Here is a 19,353-nt window from a genome sequence, read left to right as displayed (position 1 = left end):
ACTTTCTATTCAGTCAAATAGTAAATAAATGCCCCAATGGGAAAGGCAAAGCCAATCCAAGCAACAAGACTCCAACCGCCAGTGACATAGGCCAGACTGGCAATGCCCGAGCCAATCGCACCACCTGCAAAGAAGATCGCCATATAAAGCGCATTCAAACGACTGCGTATATCTGCACCTAATGAGTAGATTGCACGTTGACCTAAGACAACGTTACATTGCACACCCAAGTCGAGCAAGATGCCGGCTATGACCAAAGCCGGTAATGAGCCCATACCACCCAGTTGGGAAAGTAAAAATGCAGCTGCCACAGTCAGAAGAGAGCCAGCAGTGGCGATTTTGGTGTGACCATGGTCTGCTAGCCAACCGCCAATTGGAGCCGCTAAAGCGCCTGCTGCACCAGCTAAGGCAAACAAAGCAATTCCGAGTTGGGTTAAGGAATACATGGGGCTTGCCAGCAGGACTGGAGAGATTGTCCAGAACAAAGTGAAGGAAGCAAATAGACAGGCTTGATAAATAGCGCGACGTCGCAAGATGGGGGTATCGCGCAATAAAGGCCAGAGGGACGCAATTAATGAAAAATAGTGATGATGAGAATTGGGTTTGCGAATAGGCAAGAGTAGCCACAAGATCACGGCTAGCAAAACTAGTAGGCATGCAGAAATACCAAATACAGGACGCCAACCAAAAGAGTGCGCAATTAAACTGGAGATTGGGCGGGACAGCATAATGCCGAGCAATAAGCCACTCATAATATTGCCGACAGTACGACCCCGCTTTTCTTCTGGTGAGATATGGGCTGCAATCGGAATGAGCATCTGTACAGCGACGGTGCCAATGCCGACTAATAAAGAGCCCATTAAGAACCAAGTCGCATTCTGGGCCAGCATGGCAATGAAGAGTGCCAGAATCGCACCGCAAATAGTGAAGATCACCAGCTTGCGATTCTCAACCAGATCACCGAGCGGCACTAGCAAAATCAGACCAGCGCAATAGCCGATTTGGGTTAAGGTGACGATTAAGCTCGCAGCGGAATCACTTAAACCAATCTCAGGGGCAATCAAGCCAATCAGCGGTTGAGAGTAATACAAATTAGCGACCATCAGGCCGCAGGCGCAGGCAAAGAGAAAAACCATCCAGCCCGGCATATGGGATTGATGTGAGGCAGAAGAGTGTGGGGTGTGAGCTGAGTTCATCATCAGAGTTTAATTTAAGAAAGCGTCATAAAAGGTTTTGATTGTCAAAACAGAAACTGAGATAAAGAAGGCCTTACGAATAAAGCCATTGCCATATTTCAGCGCAATGCGGCTGCCAATCTGGCCACCGATAAAATTCGCTACGGCCATAAAGAGGCCGAGTCGCCAATCAAAGAATCCCAAATAGAAGAAGACACAAAGAGCGCCTAGATTAGAGGCGACATTGAGAAACTTCGATGGTGCGGCGGTATTGATAAAGTCAAAGCCTAAAACACGGGTGTAGAGCAATTTATAGAAGGAACCAGCCCCAGGCCCTAAGAAGCCATCATAGAAACCAATCACGCTTGCGCCTAATGAGGCAATCGCACTTTGTTTGTGGTGCTGATGACGTGGCGCATGAACCAGACCCGCACTCGATTTGAGGTTGAAAATGAGGAGGGCGGCCAAGATAAACGGTAGCGCCACTCTTAGCCACTGATTGGGTATCTGGGTAACTAAATAAGCTCCAGCAACCGAAGCTAAAAAAGCTGCCGAGCAAGAGATGATGACTAAACGCCATGGAGTCTTATTCACACGGGTGTACTGAAGGGCTGAGCCAGTCGTACCGATCACCGAGGCAATCTTATTACTCGAGAGAAGGGTGGCAGGGGCCAGGCCTGGAAAGACGGCAAATAGCGCAGGCACTTGAATCATTCCACCACCACCCATAATTGCGTCAATCAGCCCCGCCAACAGAGCCGCGCATACTAGAACGATGAGATTCATTAGGGGAAGATCAAACATCTTGCATCACAAAAATTGCATCCTTAGCTTAGCGAGGGCGCCTAAATTGCATTGTATAGCGCCTTATAATGGGGCCTCTATGCGTCTGATTCAGATCTTCCTTGCAGCCCTCTTTGCTGTAGTAGTTGGCTACAGCATGAATACGCATGCCGATCAAACCAGTACAGTGAATTCTAATCAAGCCTTCCCAGTACAAAAGAGCCCTTACGCCCCGCCAGCGCAGAATCAGCCCAATACAACGGATGTGAATCTGGATGATATCGACAAGCAAAAGAAGGCGCCCAAAACTAATATTCTGAACCTCAACGGTGGCAGCGGCACTAATACCAAACCCGGGGGAGCAACGGGAACATTAAAGCATCGCTTCACTTTCGACTGATGACAGCCATTCATAAAAAACGTCTCGCGGTCGCACCCATGATGGAGTGGACAGATCGCCATTGCCGATCGTTTCATCGCGTGCTGACAAAAGAAGCAGTGCTGTATACCGAGATGGTTACCACAGGTGCTCTGCTTCACGGTGATGTGCCTCGTCATTTAGATTATTCAGAAGATCAACACCCAGTGGTATTGCAATTGGGAGGATCAGAGCCCAGTGATTTGGCTAAGTCAGCAGAACTTGCTCAGCAGTGGGGCTACGATGAGATTGATCTGAATTGTGGATGCCCTTCAGAGCGTGTTCAACGTGGCGCATTTGGTGCATGCTTGATGGCAGAGCCCGAGTTGGTGGCTAATTGTGTCAAGGCGATGAAAGGTGCGGTCAATATTCCGATCTCTGTAAAGCATCGCTTGGGCTTGGATCACATGGATGCGTCCAGCTCTCAAGCAGATTACCAATTTGCCCTCAATTTCATTTTGGCTGTCGCCGATGCAGGGGCCAGTCAAGTCACGATTCATGCGCGTAATGCAGTGCTCAAAGGTTTATCACCCAAAGAAAATCGCAGTAAGCCGCCTTTGCATTATGAAGTGGCAAAACAGTTGCGCATTGATGCTCAGAAACAATTCCCGAAGCTAAATGTCCTGCTCAACGGCGGCCTAGAAACGAATGATCAGATTGCAGGCCATTGGCAAGACTTTGATGGTTTCATGGTGGGGAGGGCAGCCTATCATTTTCCGGCAATGTTATTGGGGTGGGATGATTTGATTAATACGCATGGCGAGGCTGCTGGTTATCTTTTTAGTGAAACCGAATGGCACCGGATTCAGATTGCCTTAGTCAAGCAAGTGCAAAGTTGGTTTGAAGAATGCCAAGCTAAAGGCAAGCCTTTCTATATCGGTGCTTTTACAAGACATATTTTGGGCCTTGCCCATGGTAGGGCAGGTTCACGCTATTGGCGTCAAAGACTCTCAGACCACCATGCTCTAGCCAAAGTCCAGAGTAAAGCAGCGATTGCTGATTTTTTCCTCGATGCCAGTCTAACCCTTGGGGATTGGGCTGCATTTGAGCTCGAAACTGCCTAAATCAGGGTATTTGGCAGGTTTTGAGCAAGAAGCTATAATCTCATTTCTACAACGGCGGACGTAGCTCAGTTGGTAGAGTCCCAGATTGTGATTCTGGTTGTCGCGGGTTCGAGCCCCGTCGTTCGCCCCATTAACTCTATCCCCCTATTTATTGCCCATCTCTTGTTGGAGCGCTTTTCTAGCCAGTGCCACTAGAATAGGTTTATGGATCTCGTTAACCAGACCTTTTATTTCTCTACCTTCATTATTTTGATGGGTTTGATGCTGGGCTTTGTTTCTCAGCGTGATGAATATAAAGAAACTGAAAAAATTTGGTATTGGCCTGCCAGTCTTTCCTTCCTAGCGCTGTCTTCCCTTTCCTTCTTTATCGCTTCCTGGGGGAGCCTGTTTTTCCTGGTCTTGTCTAATTTTTTGTTGATTGGCGGAATGCTTTGCCTTGCGCTACTGTTCCGATCTTGGCGAAATAATATTTCTCAACAAATTAGCCCTTATGTGTGGGTTGGGTTCTCCATCCTATCGATCGCCTTTCTTTTCCTGTTTGGGTTCGGTGATGCAGTAAGTCGGGTTTATATTGTCAGTGCCTTCATAACGGGCTTTTCCATCTGGCAGTTATGGGAGCTACGTTCAGTTGTTCAACATAATTCAGCTAAGCAAATCCAGATTTTGATTGGCATCATCGTTCTGCAAATTGTTTTACGTGTAGTAAGACTAGTTGTTTTATACGACTGGCCAGGCGAGCAGATTGAGTATCTATTTCATGAGGGTGCCATCGGATTTTCAATTCGGGTTCTATCTTCCCTGTGCGTCATTCTTTCTTGCATGGTCATTACCCACTACTATTTGGACGCACTGTGGAAGTTGCATCGAAGTAGTTCTAGAGCGATTGAAAGTGGATTACTTCATAGCTTGAATGCGCTGTCCATGGTGCGTGATAACGAGACGGGAGACCATATCCTCAGGACACAAGCTTACGTGCAAAGATTGGCGGAGCGACTAAAAAGTATGGGGATATACGAAGACCAACTTACCCCGTCTGATATCGAGCATATGGTTAACGCAGCTCCCCTGCATGATATTGGCAAGGTCGGTATCCCCGATAACATTTTGAAAAAAAATGGCTCGCTCAATCCCGAAGAGTGGGAAGTGATGAAGACCCATGCCGCTCTGGGTGAGAGAGTATTAAAAGCCGCCAATGCAGATAGCGACAAAAGCTTGAAGGTTTTAGAGATGGCAATTGATATTGCTGGGGGTCATCACGAAAAGTGGGACGGCAGCGGTTATCCTCGCGGCCTCGCTGGTGAAAGCATTCCCTTGGCAGCTCGCATTATGTGTCTCGCAGATATGTACGATGCATTAGTCAGTGAGCGTGTTTATAAGGAAAAATGGACGCATGAAGCGGCGTGCGAAGAAATCGCGCGCCATAAAGGGAAGATTTTCGACCCAGCTGTGGTGGAAGCCTTTATTTTGGAAAAGCCATTTTTTCATCGCATTGCCCAGCAGTATGCTGAGGGGTAAGTAGTAATGGCAGAGCAATTGGCAATGGATTACGCTACACAAGAAAAGGTACGCAGAAACATTAAGCTCATCACCCTAGTGGGTGCTGTTCTCATCTCCATATTTATCCTCAATGCGTTAATTTCTGCTCTGATTTTGCGCGATAACATCATCAAGGGCCGCATTGAGCAAATGGCCAACTTGACTGAAATTTTGTCTGCCCACACAACGCAAACGATTTATTCGGCGAATACTGCATTGCAAAGTTTGGATGAAATTGAAAGGTTTTCGGAGATCTCTACCGAGAAAGAATTTATACACTTTGCTTCTCAAAAGCAGCAATACACCTTGCTATTGAGTAAGGTGAAATCAAACCCAGTACTTGATGTGGCAACTTTTGTCGATAAAAACGGCAAGATTCTCAATTTCTCAAGATCATTCCCGCCCCCAGACATCAATCTCGCCGATCGAGATTACTTTCAATGGTTAAGCAAGCACGATGACCAAGCCACATTTTTCAGTCTACCCGTCAGAAATAAGGGAACTGGCAAATGGGTTTTTTATCTTGCTAAACGAGTGAATGGTGCAAGAGATGAGTTTTTGGGTTTGATATTGGTTGGTGTTTCTGTAGAAATTTTTTCTTCTCTCTATGAAAAGATTGGCATGAGTCTTGGGGAGGGTTCATCAGTTGTGCTATATCGAGATGACCATCGCCTTCTGACTAGATGGCCATTAGTGGATAACCTGATTGGGGGGCTTAATACGGGAGGTCTGATTCAGTCCTCATTGTCCCAAGACAATATCGATGATGGAGTCATCATTACTGATTTGCCGGGATTTACGCGGGGTAGCAATCCGGGTGAGCGGATGCTCTCTTACCGTAAGGTTGAGGGCTACCCACTCATTGTTGGAGCTATTGTCAGCAAGAAGATTTATTTAGCGCGTTGGTATAGCGCGCTCATTAGTTTGGCCTACACAACACTTTTCAGTATCGCCATTATTTGCTTGGGTGCTTACTTGCTAATTCGGGGCTATAAACGTAATGCAAAAGCACAGTATTTCGCGCATCATGATGTTCTAACTAAGTTACCTAACCGATTGTTTTTCTCTGATCGCCTTGAGCAAGCTTTGGATCAGGCCAGAAAAAATAATGAAAAACTTGCACTCTTATTTATTGATTTAGATAACCTTAAAGCAACGAATGATGTCTACAGCCATAGCGTTGGCGATAGCCTATTGATTACAGTCGCAAAGCGCATGATGGGCTCTATACGTGATGCGGATATCATCGGTCGAGTAGGGGGAGATGAGTTTGTTGTCCTCTTGCCAAAGGTTGAGTCCGAAAAAGACGCCTATATTGTTGCTGAAAAAATTCGCTCTGCAATATCGATGCCGATTACATTGGATGATTTAGTGTTGCATACTTCGGTCAGCATCGGGATAGCACTTTTCCCTGATCATGCCTTGGATGATGCTGAACTGATGAAGAATGCCGATGCCGCAATGTATCTCGCTAAGAATACTGGCAAGAATAATATTCAAATCTATAGCGGATCTAAGTCAATTAATTCCTCGCTTTAAAGCTGTCCTCGAATAGATAGCGTAATTCAAAGAAAGCGCTATCAAGCTGGCAAGGTGCTCTGAGCTTTAATCTTTGCGCCAGTAATTGTGGCGGTAGAGACTCAGCCGCAAAGGTCTGGTCATGTTGTGTTTGTTTAAAGGTTTCAAAAATTAATCCTGAAGCAATTGGTGCGTTGCATTTCGTGAGCGGTGTCAAATATAAAGCCCTCTCAGAAAGGTTCAGCTTGCCCGTACCAGCGCCGTCTTGGATCCAAATATGCAGACCTGTGATTTCATGAAGGCTTGCAATCATCTTGCTGTAATCATCAGGCGACATATTCCCGGTAAAAAAGCTCGAAATATAAATCGGCTTTTCTGATTGCATCCGAATTCTTTGAATCTCTTCTCGAAGATGTTTTCTAAGAATATCAAATGCTTTTGGATCGCGCCAAGCACGGTCATCAATTTCTAGTGGCAGATACCAGCCTACTATTTTGTCTTGTGCGACATTCTTCTTCCAATTTTCCACTAAGAGAAGATCAGCTCTTCTGAGCCTCATCAAATAGTCTTCACTCGCAGCGGAGGGCTCTTTTAAGCGATTAAACATTTCTGGATCACCTGAGAGGCCAATAATCAATTGCAATTTTTCTGCAGCTGCTTGATCTGCGCGCTCTTTAAGCCAAGTTTGATTTTCTGCGCTTTTGAGAAAGTCTCCGTATTGCGTCCACTGGATGACTAAAGTATCAAATCCCTTTTTCTTCAAGAGATGAAAGATACTCTGCCATTCTTGAGGGGCAATCTGTTTATCAGACTCTTGGGGTTGGTAAAAAATGGCTGTAACAGCCATCGTGCTGAGTGGTAAGAGGAGGGCAAATAGTAATAGGATTTGTACGCTGAACTTTTTCACCATCTACCCCCTAAAGATAGAAAGATCACATTCTTTTCATTTAAGTAGGTAGTGAAAGCATGCTGAGCCTCAAGTCCAATATACACCTTGCTGGGGTATGCGTTGTATTGGGTATTCCCGCTCCAGTAGTTCCAGCGTACCCCTAGTCCAGCTCGTAAATCATGATTCACTTGATTATTGAGTGTGTTTAATTGTAGGTGGGTATAAGGCTCAATCGTTTGCCCTATTTCAATTTTGTCGTGGTAGCTAATTCGGTAATCTGAGGTGAGGGATGTCAGGCCGCTAGTAACATAGTGAGCTGCATCGAGATAGAGGTTTTGAGCAATCCAGCCTGGTCCAGTTGGATGCCAATCATCGCTATAGGCGCCACTGTTGAAGAAAGAGGCGCTTGCTCTCAGCATGGCCTGAGTTTGATTACCTGCTACGTGATCTAGCGGAGTTTGCTCTTCAACAGCAAGATTGATGTTTTGACTGCCGATCGGTTTCCATCGCAGGCCTGCAGCAGCCATTGGTGCATATAGGGGAAGCGCAGTATCTAAAGTTCCACTTCCTGCAAATACTCTGGAATATGCCGAAATGGTTTTGCCATCATCAATGGCAGGATCTCCTAGTCGATAGGCAGCCTCAGCTTGTGAGTAGCTCCGAGACGTGAGGCCTGGCTGACCAGAGTTGGGAACGGTAGTTACTTGATTTCCACCTGTAGCATCTACTGAGAATGTCCAGCGGCGAGTCAGATCTTCATGCATGCGCTGCAAGCCAAATAGCTGATTTTGGTTATCAGCAGTTAAATCCCCTGGCGCTTGGAGATGGTAATCATCAATCGCAAGTTCGGTGTACTTGAGCGCCTCCTCATTGAGGCCTAGCTTTTGATCGGTATAAGCGAGTTGCTTAATAGTTCGAGAGTCGTCAGGCTGAGCTTGGTTTGCCGACAGAAAGAGTGTGCGTGCCTGAGCCATCTGCCCATTTTGATAATAAGCATAAGCTAAAGACGCTTGGGTATTGGTATTGCTGGGATCAAGCTTGAGGGCAGCCTCCAAGGAGCTGGTGGCTTCAGCAGTTTGATTTAATTCTTGCTGAATTGAGGCGAGTTGACTGTAATAGGTCACCGTAGGATTAAGCGCAATCGCTTTTTTTAGATCTTCAGCGGCAATACTGGGATGCTCTTTGAGTTCAAGTTGTGCCTCAAGCCACCAATAGAGCGCATCTTTTGGAGCATTGCGTTGATCGAGTTGACCAAGATAGTCGGAAGCGTATTGCGGTTCTTGTGCGCTGATTGCAGTGAGGGCGGCACTTTCAAGATCTCGATTGGACATTTCTTTGGTATCCATTGAGCGCCATGCCGAAAGTGATTGAGAATAATTTTTAACCGCAAATGCTTGATAGGCATAAGCACGAGTATTGACGATATTGGGGTTCATCGCCATTGCTTTTTGGAAGGCATATTCAGCCAATCCCGGTTGGTTGGCTTGATAGCATTGTCCAAGTAGGCGCCATTCAGTTTCACTGTGCGGAGTTGAATAATCGCTTAAGAGAGACCGGACTACGCTACAGTTTTTGAGTGCAGCAAATAAATTGGCTTGTATGCCTCTTAGGTCAGAGGAATTGATCGGCTTAGCTAGAATACCCAGCTCGGTGACGCTCACCAGTTTGGGATTTTGTTCAATCAGAGTTGCTAAACGGAGAACCAACTTCTTTTGTAGTAGGGGGCTAGCATCAGCAAAAGGATAAGCCTGCATCAAAATTTGAAAGGCTTGCGCGCTTCCTCCATCCTTAGCAAGCTGATAACTCAGAAATTCAACAAGCTGAGGATCTTGATTGAGTTTTGAAGCAAGTTCTTTGATGTAAGCAGAGGCAAAGACTGTATTTCCAGTGGCGACAGCAGCTTCTAATACGATCTGGTCCTGATATGCTTGGTTAGAGGTAAAGCGTGGAGTGAAACTCAATATGCGTTCAGGTTCTCTGGCGAAAGCTTTGGCGAATAGATCAACCCAGCCATGTTCGTCGAAAGCATCATAGAAATAAGGCTTGGTATCAGTGAGATAGGCCTGAAGTTCGGAAATATGGTTTTCTAGTGCGCGACCCTTTTCGAGTATTTGGAGATCGTAGGCTTTGCGATTATTGCTAAGCACGCTTACGATGGCAGCATTTTTGGGGGTATAAATCAATTGCGCTTCCAGGACTTCGACTGCATTTTGATACTGACCATCCAAGTTATAGGCATTTGCCAAATACAGCGCAGACTCAGGACTCTCGGTTGACCAAGACCTAGCTTGCTTGAATTCTGCTACTGCTCTAACGTAATCATGATTCGCAATAGCAGATAAGCCTTTTTCCACATGCGGGTAAGTGAGGAACTCTTGAAAAGAGCGGGGCTCTTCCGAAGCGCTCTCTGCACTTGCTAGGTGAAAAACACTTGGCAAGGCGATGAGAGAGAGAAGAACAAGGACTTTAAGATCGAGCTTCATCTGGCTCCGGCCTCTTTTTCAATCAAGTCCTTGATGTTAGGCTGCAACTCTTTTTGGAGATCTAGCGCTTCTTTTAGAGTCTCGTCAGAAATAATATTGTTTCCAACCAAGAATTGACTTAAGTTTTCCGCGCTATTTTCATGCTGAAGAAGTAGGGCATTTAATGAGGCTTTGTCAATGCGTCCAAGAGACATTAAGATTTCAGCAAACAAAAATTGACGCGGGACAAAATAATCCCAGATTTTATCTGCTTGGGCTCTGGTAATTTTTCCAGCGCTAATCGCATTTTCAAGCAGTTGCTTGGGATCCTCCGTTTTAATATTGGCGTACCAGTGTCTGAGGCCGACGGTAATTTCACCATGCCTTGCTAGTACATTTTTGACTGGCATCTTGAGCTTGCGAGCGATCGCAGCTAGGGAAACGGGATCGATATTCGACTCCGAGGCCAAGACTAATTTACTGCCCTCTTTGCGAACCGGTAAAGCTGCGTAGTGCAAGGCGAGTGCTTGGGGTAGTAGTTTGATGATATTTGGAGGAATAGCATACGCATCGACCGATTCAGAGCTCACGCCAGATTGAGTAGATAGGGCTTTGGCTAATTCTTCAGAATTAATCTTACCGGTATGAATCAACCAGTTACCAATCTTAAGACCCCTTGTTTTCTTGAGTAGCGCAGTATTTAATTCTGCTTCACTAATGGCACCTTGCTCAATCAATATTTGACCCAACATCTGGCGTTCGTGATTTTCTTGTCCTAGGGAAGGGAAGTCATGCATGGTTTTATCCCACGCTACTCGATGGGGGTCCCCTTGTTTGATGATGGCTCTGAGCGCCCGCCAATTGGCAACAAAGTTAATGTAGTTTCCCCAAAATAGACGAGGAATAGACATTAGCCCTTCTCTTAAGCCGTAATAGCTGGAGACAAAATAAATTCGCTGCAGCATACGATTGATCATGAGATAGAGATTGATCATCAACACAGCAACAAACCACTTGTCACCCGAGAATATGGAGAGGAAGTGATAAGCATCTGGCCATAGGTGCTGGTAGAGCCAGAGAAAGGTGAGCTGAATCAAAATCAATGTAGCTGCAAAGCTAATGAAGTTGGTAACTGCGCCTTTGCGATCACGCCACAAAAAATAGTTCAGTAACCAATTCTTAGTCCAGCCATGCGTTTTATAGCCTTGGTAAACAATACCAGTAATCCAGCGAGCTTTTTGCCTCACAGCTGTTTCAATCGTATCGGGAAAATATTCTCGGACACAAATCACATTGGCATCCGTAATGTCTTGTCCAAATGGTTTAGATGTTTCATCTTCCAATTCTTCTGGTTTCAGGACGGGAAAGCGTACAAAGATTTCTTTCAGTCCTTTTTCTTTCAGACGAATGCCAATGTCGTAGTCCTCCGTCAGACTCTTGATATCAAAGGCAATGCCATCGCCATCAGCCAGTAAGGCTAGCACTGCACGACGACTAAAGCAGGTTCCAACCCCTGCGCTGGGGACTTGTCCGGCTACCGCTTCACGAATGGGAATGTCTTTACCATGCAGCTCAGTGAATTCGTCTAAGTAGTGCATGCTGGTGAAGTTATTCCATTTGCGTTCAAATGGATAAACAGGAACCTGAATCAGATCATTTTTATTCACTAGATAATTAAAGAGCTTGAGCTCCATACTAGAAATAACATCTTCTGCATCATGCAGAATAAATCCAGCGAATTCGAGGTTGGTTTGACGCTCAAACTGCAATATGGCATCCAAGACATTATTGAGGCAATCTGCCTTGCTGGTTGGACCTGGTCGTGCACAAATGACTTTATGCACATTGGGGAAGATGGCACAAGCGCGATCCACATCTTTTTGGGTATCGGGATCGTTGGGGTAGGTACCCACAAAGACGTGATAGTTCTCATACTCCATAGTGGTAGCTGCTAACTCAGCCATCTTGCCAATTACGCCAGTTTCGTTCCAGGCAGGAACCATGATGGCTAGGGGTTTTTCAGGGACCTCATTGAGTGCGGTGTACTGAAGACGCTCATTTTTCTTATAAATGGTTTGTGAACGCCAGGCTCGCCTGATCCAATAGGTGATATCAATGAATACATCATCAATGCTACTAAAAAAAATGATGACGGCTATTGTCATGGCAAGATACTTCAAGCCATACATATAGATCGATACAAGATCGACTAGCCAAATTTGGATATCAGAAATCAATGCTTGCTTTTAGATCGGTTTTTTAAATGGGTATTGACGAATTGTGTCTGCAATTCGTTCGCTCGCCTTACCATCGCCAAAAGGATTTTGCTTAGCTTGCATTGAGCTATAGAGCTCACTGTTATTCCACAGCGTCTCGACTTCAGTGATGATGTTCGATTGATTGGTGCCAATAATTTTGGCGCAACCAGCATCAATTGCCTCAGGCCGTTCAGTCTCTTTTCTGAGAACCAGTACAGGCACGCCAAAGGTGGGGGCCTCCTCTTGGATGCCACCAGAGTCAGTCAGAATGAGCCAAGCATTCGCAATCGCTTGTTGCATCACCAAGTAATCCAATGGAGCAACCAGGCGCACATTGGCTAACTCTCCGAGTATGGGATAAACCTGGTCTTTCACAAGGGGGTTGAGATGGACCGGAAACAGGAATTGCATTGCAGAATGCTGCCTGGCTAAATGGGCAATCGCACGACAGGCTTGCTCAATTTCATCGCCCCAATTTTCACGACGATGCATCGTGATTAATATTTGTTTCTGCTCTAGTTTCCGGGCTTGAATATGGTGGTGCTCAATAATCCAGTGTTGCGCATCGATCACCGTATTGCCGGTCAAAAAGATGGCGGAGGGCTTAATGTCTTCTTTCAGGAGTGCTGCTTCTGCTCCTGGGGTGGGCGCAAAATTCAAGGCGGTAATTCTGGTGATCATCTGGCGGAGACCCTCTTCGGGGAAGGGGCGGTCGAGGTTATAGGTGCGCAGACCGGCCTCAACGTGAGCCACTGGAATTCTTTGATAGAAAGCGGCAAGGGCGCCAACGAATGCGCTCTCGGTATCACCTTGCACGATCACCATATCGCAATGCAATTCTTGTAGTGCTTTGTCGAGTTGTCTGCGCAGACCAATAGTGAAGTCAGAAAGGTTTTCTCCCTCTCGCACTAAAGTAATGTCGGGACTAATATCGAAGCAGGCCAAGATCTTTTTCGACATCTCGTCATGTTGCCCCGTATGCAACCAAAGGACATCAGCCCAAGACTGTTTTTTTAAGTAATGGTAGACCGGAGCTAATTTAATAATTTCAGGTCGGGTGCCACAAACAATGAGGATCTTCGGCATATTGTGGCAAAGGGTGTTGGACCAAAGAGTATTTCGGTATTGGCCCGTAATTCCATTTAGTAATTAATCAAAATAAATCATATAGAACAAAGACTTAAAGGATTATATCGATAACGACTATCACTTTATTTAAATTTTGTTGCGGGCCGAACGAATACTTTCAAAAGTCGTGTTGGAAATTCTGACAGCCTCGGCTGCAGCCTCAGCAGCTCTTTTGGTTGCCTCGGCAGCTTCGGCAGAAGCCTGGATAGAGGATTCCTCGGCTTGATGAGCGACCGCCGCAGCCGCAGCCGCTGCTGCTGCCGCCGCTGCTGCTGCTGCTTCAATTGCTGCCTGGGCTGATGCTGCTGCTGCATCTGCTGCTGCCTCAGCAGCGTCAATCGCTTGCTTTGAGGCGGCTAAATTGGCCGCATCCGACGATTTTTGTGCGGCGATTAATGCCTTTTCAGCTGCAATGGCGGCACGTTTGGCAGCCTCTAAGGCGCTGTTAGTGAGGGTTTTTAGTGCGCCAACAGCCTCTGTATATCGTTGATTCACAACAATATATCCCTGACGCAGATTGCTTACTTCAGCTTCTAGGCTCAGTAATTTGGTATAAATTTTTTCAATTTCGCTAGTCATTTTTGTTCTCGCTTTGTTGGCTCTCTCAGTATCTAGCCTTTTTAATTGAACTTACAAGGCATTTACTCGTTCTAGATCAAATATATACCTTGAATTTAAATAAATATTAATAGTGCTTTTTTAGATTCATAATGAATAAATGAGCAATTTAAAAGATATCGCACCTAGCCCAGCCCCGAGTATTCCTGCATTTGATTTGCAGAAACAACGGTGGGCTTTATCGGCTTTTGCGGAAGCTGCGGCAGCATTGGCGAGGGCAGAGTCAACCAATTTACTGATTCAGGAAGTTTGCTCTGCGATTGCAGCGCAAGGACCGTATGTCTTGGCTTGGGTTGGCAAGGCAGAGGATGATGAAAATAAGACAGTCAGATTTTTAGGCGCCGCTGGTGAGGCCATTGCCTATACCAATGAAATTCAAGTGAGCTGGTCAGATCAGCAGGCAAGCGGCCTTGGTCCAGCGGGAGTGGTCATTCGCACTGGGCAGTCTTGCATTATTGAAGATACACAAACAGATGACAATTTTTTAGCTTGGCGCAAACTCAGTGAAAAATTCGGCATCCGCTCCGCACTGGGCGCACCCATTCCCGATGGGGGCGATCATCCATTCGGAGTCTTGCTGGTCTACTCAAAAATTCCCAGCGCTTTTGCTCCCACGGATGTCATTCTTTTTGAAAGTCTGGCAAAGGAAATTGGATTTGGTCTCAGGGCGATTGAGCGTCAACATCAATTAGACGATCAGATTCATGAAAAAGAGTTGATTCAAGAGCGTCTTGCTACATCGTTGCGAGCCACTATTGAGGCAATGTCCAGGACAATGGAGTGGAGAGACCCCTACACTGCAGGCCATCAAAAACGAGTTGCAGAAATTTCGATGGCGATTGCTCGTCAATTGCACTGGTCTGAAGAGCGGGTGCAGGCTTTGTACATGGCGGCTATGGTGCATGACATTGGCAAGATGTCAGTGCCCTCCGAGATCTTGACTAAGCCATCCCGCTTGACAAGTATCGAGATGCAATTGGTTCAGGGGCACGTAGACTCTGGTTATCAAATCTTAAAAGACATTCCATTTCCATGGCCCATTGCTGATATGGTCCGACAGCATCACGAACGTTTAGATGGCAGTGGGTACCCACAAGGCTTGAAGGGGGATGAGATTAGTATTGAGGGCAGAATTCTGGCGGTGGCAGACACCATTGAGGCAATGTCCTCACATCGACCTTATCGACCAGGCTTGGGCTTGGATGCAGCCATGAAAGAGATTCGTGCAGAAGCCGGTAGCAAATTAGACGCCTCTGTAGTTGATGCAGCATTTGTGCTTGAGGGTGAGCAAGTCTTGCAAAAAATTCTTGAGGGTAAATAAATCATGATGACGGGTATTGGACTCTATCTCTTAGCGTTCATTGCCCAATTGATGGCGGTTGGATTTTCAATTTACTTGCTGTTAAAAACCCAGTCTTACCGTAAAACTTTTGCATGTCTTTCTATTGCATACACTCTGATGCTGGGAAGACGCGTTACCCCATTATTTGACTTCTTGAATGATGGCAATCTGAATTTATTAGACGCAGCGCTTGCTACAGTGATTTCCTCACTCATTTTGTTAGGCACTCTCTATATTAAGCGCTTGCTAAATGATTTAGAAAATACCAATCTAACGCTTGCGCAAATTAATAAGACAGACTCTTTAACTGGTGCACTCAGTCGTCCAGAGACATTTTCAAGAACCTTATTAGAGATTGAAAGAAGTATTCGAACTAAACATCCATTAGCTTTTTTGATGATTGATATTGATCACTTCAAGCTGATTAATGACGCCCATGGGCATTGGGTTGGTGATACCGTACTACTAAACCTCACAAAATGTTGTCAAGCGGAATTGAGGGCAATTGATATTTTTGGCCGAGTAGGTGGTGAAGAATTCTTGGTAACACTTCCAGACACCGACCAAGTTCACGCTTTCGAAGTTGCAGAACGCCTTCGCAAACATATAGCTAAAGAAGCGATTGCCAATGTTGCCGGCGTTGAAATTCACATTTCCATCAGCATTGGAATTGCGGTGTTCGACCCCGAACAGAAGCATGATGAATTTGCTGCAAATATCCTTAGACAATACTATCAAGGCTGTGATCAAGCTATGTATCAGGCTAAAACAGCAGGCAGAAATCAGTGCGCGCTATCAAATGGGCTCTAGGGTTGCTCGAGCGTGAAACAATAGGGCATGTCCTTACCTAGCACCCCCGATTCATCCGAAATTGAGATCACCCCTGACTACCAGGCCGTGATTGATGCGATTGAGCGGCAAGATCCTTATATCTTTGTGAGCGGCAAAGCCGGTACCGGCAAGACGACCTTGATTGGCTATCTCAGGGAGCATATCCCTGGCAATGTTGTCGTGGTTGCCCCAACAGGTGTAGCTGCCTTGCAAGTGAAGGGCGTCACGATTCATTCCTTCTTTAGACTCCCTCCGCGCTTGATCTTTCCTGAGGAAGATATCAAGCCATTGCGCGATAAACGACTCTATAAAGATATCCGTTTACTCATCATTGATGAAATCTCCATGGTGCGGGCTGATTTAGTGGATGCCATGGATCTCTTCTTACGAGAAAACGGTCCCCATAAAGGTAAACCGTTTGGGGGCATACAAGTACTCTTTGTGGGTGACTTATTTCAGTTGCCGCCAGTAGTCTCCAGTGGCGATATGGAAGTGCTCTCGCAGCGCGGTTACGAAGGTCCTTATTTCTTCTATGCCATGGCCCTCCATCGGAAAGATGTCACCATGATTGAGTTGAGCAAGATCTTTCGGCAAAAAGATGAACGCTTTGCTGAATTGCTCAATCGCATTCGGATTAACCAAGACATCGATGAAGCTTTAGATATTCTCAATCATGAGTGTTTTACTAATGCCAAAGAGATCGATGATCAAACCATTACGCTGACGACCACCAATGCACGAGCAGATCAAATTAATGGGGCAGGACTGAGAGCTCTAGAGACTGAAATCAAAACCTATGCCAGTAAGTCGACGGGTAAGTTCAATGTAGATGAGCGTAATCTTCCTTCAGCAGCAAAGCTCGGATTAAAGGTCGGCGCGCGGGTGATGTTTACGGCCACTGATCCTACTTTTCCAAAACGCTGGGTGAATGGCACGGTAGGAGTGGTGCGTGAATTGCTACCCGACAAAGTGAAGGTACTGGTACAGAAGGGCCCTTATAGCAATACGGTTGAGGTCACGACCCACCAATGGGAATCCTATCGTTATGAGCACGACATGATGTCAGGGAAGATTTCTCCTCAGATTATTGGCACCTATGAACAAATTCCGCTGATGTTGGCATGGGCAGTCACCATTCACAAGAGTCAAGGCAAAACTTTGGATAAAGTCAAAGTGGACTTATCGTCTGGAACCTTTGCTTCTGGTCAAGTATACGTCGCTTTGAGTCGTTGCAGATCAATTGAGGGCATCACTTTACAAAGACCTATTCAAGCCAAAGATGTGAGCTGTGATGAAGAAATCAAACGTTTTTATCTAAATTGTTTAAATTAGGGCAAATTGCCTGCATGAAAGCTTTTCCTAATCGATATAATTTTGTATTGTTTAATTTTCCCTAACTTTTTATTGGTTGATTATGAAACTCCAAACTGCGTTGCTACTGGTTACATCATTCATGGTGAGTTTTATAGCCTCAGGGCAGGCGCAAACTGTGAATCCAATTCCAACAGTCACCGATGATTGGCGTTTCTCTGCCACCGTCAGTGCTTGGGCACCAGCAAGCTGGACTACTGACACAATGGGTAATCGTTCTGCTATATCTGATTCCTCTATTAATCAAAACATTAGCGGATCTGGTGGAATGGCTATGTTTACTTTGGAGGCGCATAAGGGAGATTGGGGCCTAATGGAAGATTTGGTGTACTGGCAATCCACGGGGAGTAGCAATACCTTACGCACTCTTAGGGGTAGGGATAACACGCTGGATTATGGGTACAACGCTGCAGTCACTCAGACTTGACCTCTGCGGTCACCTATACCGCCATTAAATCTTCATCTTTGTACATTGATGGTTTATTGGGTGCCAGATATATTTCATCTACAACTACTATCTCAGATGCTGTTTCTGTCGATCGTGATGGAAGGGTGGTTCGTGCTCACGCTGGCAACCCATCCTATGTTAATCAAACTACTGATCCAGTGATTGGCTTCAAAGGACGCATGAGAGTGATGGATAGTAGTTGGTTTATTCCCTTTTATGTTGATGGTGGCAAGGGCCCTGGTTCAAATAATGGTACTTGGCAGGCTTTGATTGGAGTGGGCGATGCTTTTTCTTGGGGTGATGTGACATTGGCTTATCGTGCAATGGGCTTTCACTTAAAGGACAACACTGGGTCTTCTAACTGGACCAATGCAGGACCTCAACTTTCTGCCACAGTGAATTTTTAGTCTAGCGATTGAGTAAGTGATACAGAATCGGAATGGCAATCGCGCTGATCACACCATTCATGCCCATTGCTAGACTGGCGTAAGTTCCTGCTTCTGGATGAATGCTGAAAGCGCGTGAGGTACCAATGCCGTGCGCACCAATGCCAATTGCAAAGCCTCTTTGCCACCAGGCTTTCATACCCAAAGTATTGAGCACAAAGGGCGCCAAGATCGCTCCTAAAATTCCGGTAGCAACAGCGAAGATCGCAGTCAAGGTTGGCGATACACCAATACGCTCAGCAATACCCATGGCAATCGGTGCGGTGACCGACTTGGGATACATCGCCCCCGTGATCTCTGATCCAGCTCCGAGTAGCTTTGCGATACCGACTGCACTGATGATCGAGACTAATCCACCAGTCAGTAAAGAAGCGACCAGTGGCAGGGACCTTCCCTTGAGACTATGAAGCCCTCGGTAAATCGGTATTGCCAAAGACACTGTTGCCGAGCCCAATAAGAAGTGAATAAATTGGGCGCCCTCAAAGTAACTTGAGTAAGGCATATCGATTGCCTGAATCACGCAACACACCACGAGAATGGCAATGGCTACGGGATTAGCCAAAGGATTATTTTTGAAGTGGTGATAAATCCATAGACCTACTTGATAGGCCGCCAAAGTAATGAATAAAGCAAAGAGGGGGCTACCTGAGAGATAGACCCAAATCTCGACGATGGAGTGTTTCTCAGTCATGGGATGATTTCTCTGAACTCAGAAAGCGAACCACAACAGCCGCAGAGGCAATCGTCAGAATCACGCTACCCACTAAGGCGCAAATAATCGCTAAGGCATTGGCCTTCAATTGAGGCAAAAATAAGACTACTCCAACCGCAGCGGGGACAAATAGGAGGCCAAAATATTGACTGAAGCCATCCGCGACCATGGCTAAATCGGCATTAATGCCCTTGCGCAAGACTAGCCAAAGGATCAGTAAAACCAGGCCAATCACCGGCCCAGGCAGGGTGGGCAAGGCGAACTGCGAAATCAGCTCACCGATACCTTGAAACAGCAGAATTTGTACTAGACCCCAGATCATGTTGAGATCTTACAGGTCGATGATTGTTGCAC

The 19,353-nt window shown here is 46.0% G+C and carries 18 protein-coding genes and 1 tRNA gene; 10 read left to right on the top strand and 9 right to left on the bottom strand.

Annotation, left to right across the window (positions count from 1 at the left end; all coding sequences use genetic code 11):
• Positions 1 to 5: 5 nt before the first annotated feature.
• Both ICU98_RS05950 and ICU98_RS05945 read right to left on the bottom strand, forming a co-directional pair.
• Complete coding sequence (locus ICU98_RS05950) at positions 6 to 1,199, bottom strand: MFS transporter (RefSeq protein WP_371818421.1); 1,194 nt, start codon at positions 1,197 to 1,199, stop codon at positions 6 to 8.
• A 6-nt stretch (positions 1,200 to 1,205) separates the two neighbouring features.
• Positions 1,206 to 1,961 carry a TSUP family transporter gene (locus ICU98_RS05945; RefSeq protein ID WP_251365317.1) on the bottom strand — a complete coding sequence of 252 codons (756 nt, stop codon included), beginning with the start codon at positions 1,959 to 1,961 and terminating at the stop codon, positions 1,206 to 1,208.
• Positions 1,962 to 2,058: 97 nt separating this feature from the next.
• Between ICU98_RS05945 and ICU98_RS05940 the strand changes: the two genes are divergently transcribed.
• From ICU98_RS05940 to ICU98_RS05920, 5 genes are all read left to right on the top strand, one after another.
• Positions 2,059 to 2,358 (top strand): hypothetical protein, encoded by a 300-nt coding sequence (locus ICU98_RS05940; RefSeq protein ID WP_215351296.1) that lies wholly within the window; start codon positions 2,059 to 2,061, stop codon positions 2,356 to 2,358.
• Positions 2,358 to 3,440 (top strand): tRNA dihydrouridine(20/20a) synthase DusA, encoded by a 1,083-nt coding sequence (gene dusA / locus ICU98_RS05935; RefSeq protein ID WP_215351293.1) that lies wholly within the window; start codon positions 2,358 to 2,360, stop codon positions 3,438 to 3,440. The genes ICU98_RS05940 and dusA overlap by 1 nt, the downstream gene beginning before the upstream one ends.
• 54 nt (positions 3,441 to 3,494) lie before the next feature.
• Positions 3,495 to 3,570, top strand: a tRNA-His gene (locus ICU98_RS05930).
• A gap of 74 nt (positions 3,571 to 3,644) precedes the next feature.
• Positions 3,645 to 4,955, top strand: a complete 1,311-nt coding sequence (locus ICU98_RS05925) for an HD-GYP domain-containing protein (RefSeq protein ID WP_215351269.1) — start codon at positions 3,645 to 3,647, stop codon at positions 4,953 to 4,955.
• 6 nt (positions 4,956 to 4,961) lie between these two features.
• Positions 4,962 to 6,515 (top strand): sensor domain-containing diguanylate cyclase, encoded by a 1,554-nt coding sequence (locus ICU98_RS05920; RefSeq protein WP_251365316.1) that lies wholly within the window; start codon positions 4,962 to 4,964, stop codon positions 6,513 to 6,515.
• Here the strand turns inward: ICU98_RS05920 and ICU98_RS05915 are convergent.
• The 5 genes from ICU98_RS05915 to ICU98_RS05895 all read right to left on the bottom strand — a co-directional run bounded on the left by ICU98_RS05915 (position 6,499) and on the right by ICU98_RS05895 (position 13,810).
• Positions 6,499 to 7,404 carry a DUF4434 domain-containing protein gene (locus ICU98_RS05915; protein WP_215351266.1) on the bottom strand — a complete coding sequence of 302 codons (906 nt, stop codon included), beginning with the start codon at positions 7,402 to 7,404 and terminating at the stop codon, positions 6,499 to 6,501. The two genes, ICU98_RS05920 and ICU98_RS05915, sit on opposite strands and share 17 nt — an antisense overlap.
• Positions 7,398 to 9,866, bottom strand: coding sequence for a tetratricopeptide repeat protein (locus ICU98_RS05910; RefSeq protein WP_215351263.1), 2,469 nt, complete (start codon positions 9,864 to 9,866; stop codon positions 7,398 to 7,400). The genes ICU98_RS05915 and ICU98_RS05910 overlap by 7 nt, the downstream gene beginning before the upstream one ends.
• Positions 9,863 to 12,082 (bottom strand): glycosyl transferase family protein, encoded by a 2,220-nt coding sequence (locus tag ICU98_RS05905; RefSeq protein ID WP_251365315.1) that lies wholly within the window; start codon positions 12,080 to 12,082, stop codon positions 9,863 to 9,865. Before ICU98_RS05905 ends, ICU98_RS05910 begins: the two co-directional genes overlap by 4 nt.
• Positions 12,083 to 12,091: 9 nt before the next feature.
• Positions 12,092 to 13,189: a non-hydrolyzing UDP-N-acetylglucosamine 2-epimerase gene (gene wecB / locus ICU98_RS05900; protein ID WP_215351260.1), complete on the bottom strand. Its 1,098-nt coding sequence runs from the start codon at positions 13,187 to 13,189 to the stop codon at positions 12,092 to 12,094.
• A gap of 129 nt (positions 13,190 to 13,318) precedes the next feature.
• On the bottom strand, positions 13,319 to 13,810 hold the full coding sequence (locus tag ICU98_RS05895; RefSeq protein ID WP_215335856.1) for a hypothetical protein: 492 nt from the start codon (positions 13,808 to 13,810) through the stop codon (positions 13,319 to 13,321).
• Between the two features lie 139 nt (positions 13,811 to 13,949).
• Here ICU98_RS05895 and ICU98_RS05890 point away from each other — a divergent pair, with 139 nt between their 5' ends.
• The 5 genes from ICU98_RS05890 (at position 13,950) to ICU98_RS05870 (ending at position 18,248) form a co-directional block, all read left to right on the top strand.
• Complete coding sequence (locus ICU98_RS05890; protein WP_251365314.1) at positions 13,950 to 15,170, top strand: HD domain-containing phosphohydrolase; 1,221 nt, start codon at positions 13,950 to 13,952, stop codon at positions 15,168 to 15,170.
• A gap of 3 nt (positions 15,171 to 15,173) precedes the next feature.
• Positions 15,174 to 16,001, top strand: coding sequence for a GGDEF domain-containing protein (locus ICU98_RS05885; RefSeq protein ID WP_215351258.1), 828 nt, complete (start codon positions 15,174 to 15,176; stop codon positions 15,999 to 16,001).
• Positions 16,002 to 16,028: 27 nt separating this feature from the next.
• The gene (locus ICU98_RS05880; protein WP_215351255.1) at positions 16,029 to 17,354 is read left to right on the top strand and encodes an ATP-dependent RecD-like DNA helicase; all 1,326 of its coding nucleotides are present in this window, start codon (positions 16,029 to 16,031) and stop codon (positions 17,352 to 17,354) included.
• Positions 17,355 to 17,436: 82 nt separating this feature from the next.
• Positions 17,437 to 17,820 carry a hypothetical protein gene (locus tag ICU98_RS05875; protein ID WP_215351252.1) on the top strand — a complete coding sequence of 128 codons (384 nt, stop codon included), beginning with the start codon at positions 17,437 to 17,439 and terminating at the stop codon, positions 17,818 to 17,820.
• On the top strand, positions 17,817 to 18,248 hold the full coding sequence (locus ICU98_RS05870) for a hypothetical protein (protein WP_215351249.1): 432 nt from the start codon (positions 17,817 to 17,819) through the stop codon (positions 18,246 to 18,248). Before ICU98_RS05875 ends, ICU98_RS05870 begins: the two co-directional genes overlap by 4 nt.
• A 1-nt stretch (position 18,249) precedes the next feature.
• On the opposite strand, the gene ICU98_RS05865 is transcribed toward ICU98_RS05870, so the two are convergent.
• The gene (locus tag ICU98_RS05865; protein WP_215351248.1) at positions 18,250 to 18,978 is read right to left on the bottom strand and encodes an LrgB family protein; all 729 of its coding nucleotides are present in this window, start codon (positions 18,976 to 18,978) and stop codon (positions 18,250 to 18,252) included.
• Positions 18,971 to 19,321, bottom strand: a complete 351-nt coding sequence (locus ICU98_RS05860) for a CidA/LrgA family protein (RefSeq protein WP_215335852.1) — start codon at positions 19,319 to 19,321, stop codon at positions 18,971 to 18,973. The genes ICU98_RS05865 and ICU98_RS05860 overlap by 8 nt, the downstream gene beginning before the upstream one ends.
• Between the last annotated feature and the right edge of the window lie 32 nt (positions 19,322 to 19,353).

Source organism: Polynucleobacter sp. MWH-P3-07-1, from assembly GCF_018687555.1.
GTDB lineage: Bacteria > Pseudomonadota > Gammaproteobacteria > Burkholderiales > Burkholderiaceae > Polynucleobacter.
The sequence above is the reverse complement of the archived record's forward strand: the minus strand, read 5'-3'. Positions and strand labels throughout refer to the sequence as shown.

Coding starts and splice junctions, on each gene's coding strand:
- ICU98_RS05895 (WP_215335856.1), bottom strand. CDS start 13,810: ATGACTAGCGAAATTGAAAAAATTTATACCAAATTACTGAGCCTAGAA.
- dusA (WP_215351293.1), top strand. CDS start 2,358: ATGACAGCCATTCATAAAAAACGTCTCGCGGTCGCACCCATGATGGAG.
- ICU98_RS05860 (WP_215335852.1), bottom strand. CDS start 19,321: ATGATCTGGGGTCTAGTACAAATTCTGCTGTTTCAAGGTATCGGTGAG.
- ICU98_RS05945 (WP_251365317.1), bottom strand. CDS start 1,961: ATGAATCTCATCGTTCTAGTATGCGCGGCTCTGTTGGCGGGGCTGATT.
- ICU98_RS05865 (WP_215351248.1), bottom strand. CDS start 18,978: ATGACTGAGAAACACTCCATCGTCGAGATTTGGGTCTATCTCTCAGGT.
- ICU98_RS05915 (WP_215351266.1), bottom strand. CDS start 7,404: ATGGTGAAAAAGTTCAGCGTACAAATCCTATTACTATTTGCCCTCCTC.
- ICU98_RS05880 (WP_215351255.1), top strand. CDS start 16,029: ATGTCCTTACCTAGCACCCCCGATTCATCCGAAATTGAGATCACCCCT.
- ICU98_RS05875 (WP_215351252.1), top strand. CDS start 17,437: ATGAAACTCCAAACTGCGTTGCTACTGGTTACATCATTCATGGTGAGT.
- wecB (WP_215351260.1), bottom strand. CDS start 13,189: ATGCCGAAGATCCTCATTGTTTGTGGCACCCGACCTGAAATTATTAAA.
- ICU98_RS05950 (WP_371818421.1), bottom strand. CDS start 1,199: ATGATGAACTCAGCTCACACCCCACACTCTTCTGCCTCACATCAATCC.
- ICU98_RS05920 (WP_251365316.1), top strand. CDS start 4,962: ATGGCAGAGCAATTGGCAATGGATTACGCTACACAAGAAAAGGTACGC.
- ICU98_RS05925 (WP_215351269.1), top strand. CDS start 3,645: ATGGATCTCGTTAACCAGACCTTTTATTTCTCTACCTTCATTATTTTG.
- ICU98_RS05940 (WP_215351296.1), top strand. CDS start 2,059: ATGCGTCTGATTCAGATCTTCCTTGCAGCCCTCTTTGCTGTAGTAGTT.
- ICU98_RS05885 (WP_215351258.1), top strand. CDS start 15,174: ATGATGACGGGTATTGGACTCTATCTCTTAGCGTTCATTGCCCAATTG.
- ICU98_RS05890 (WP_251365314.1), top strand. CDS start 13,950: ATGAGCAATTTAAAAGATATCGCACCTAGCCCAGCCCCGAGTATTCCT.
- ICU98_RS05910 (WP_215351263.1), bottom strand. CDS start 9,866: ATGAAGCTCGATCTTAAAGTCCTTGTTCTTCTCTCTCTCATCGCCTTG.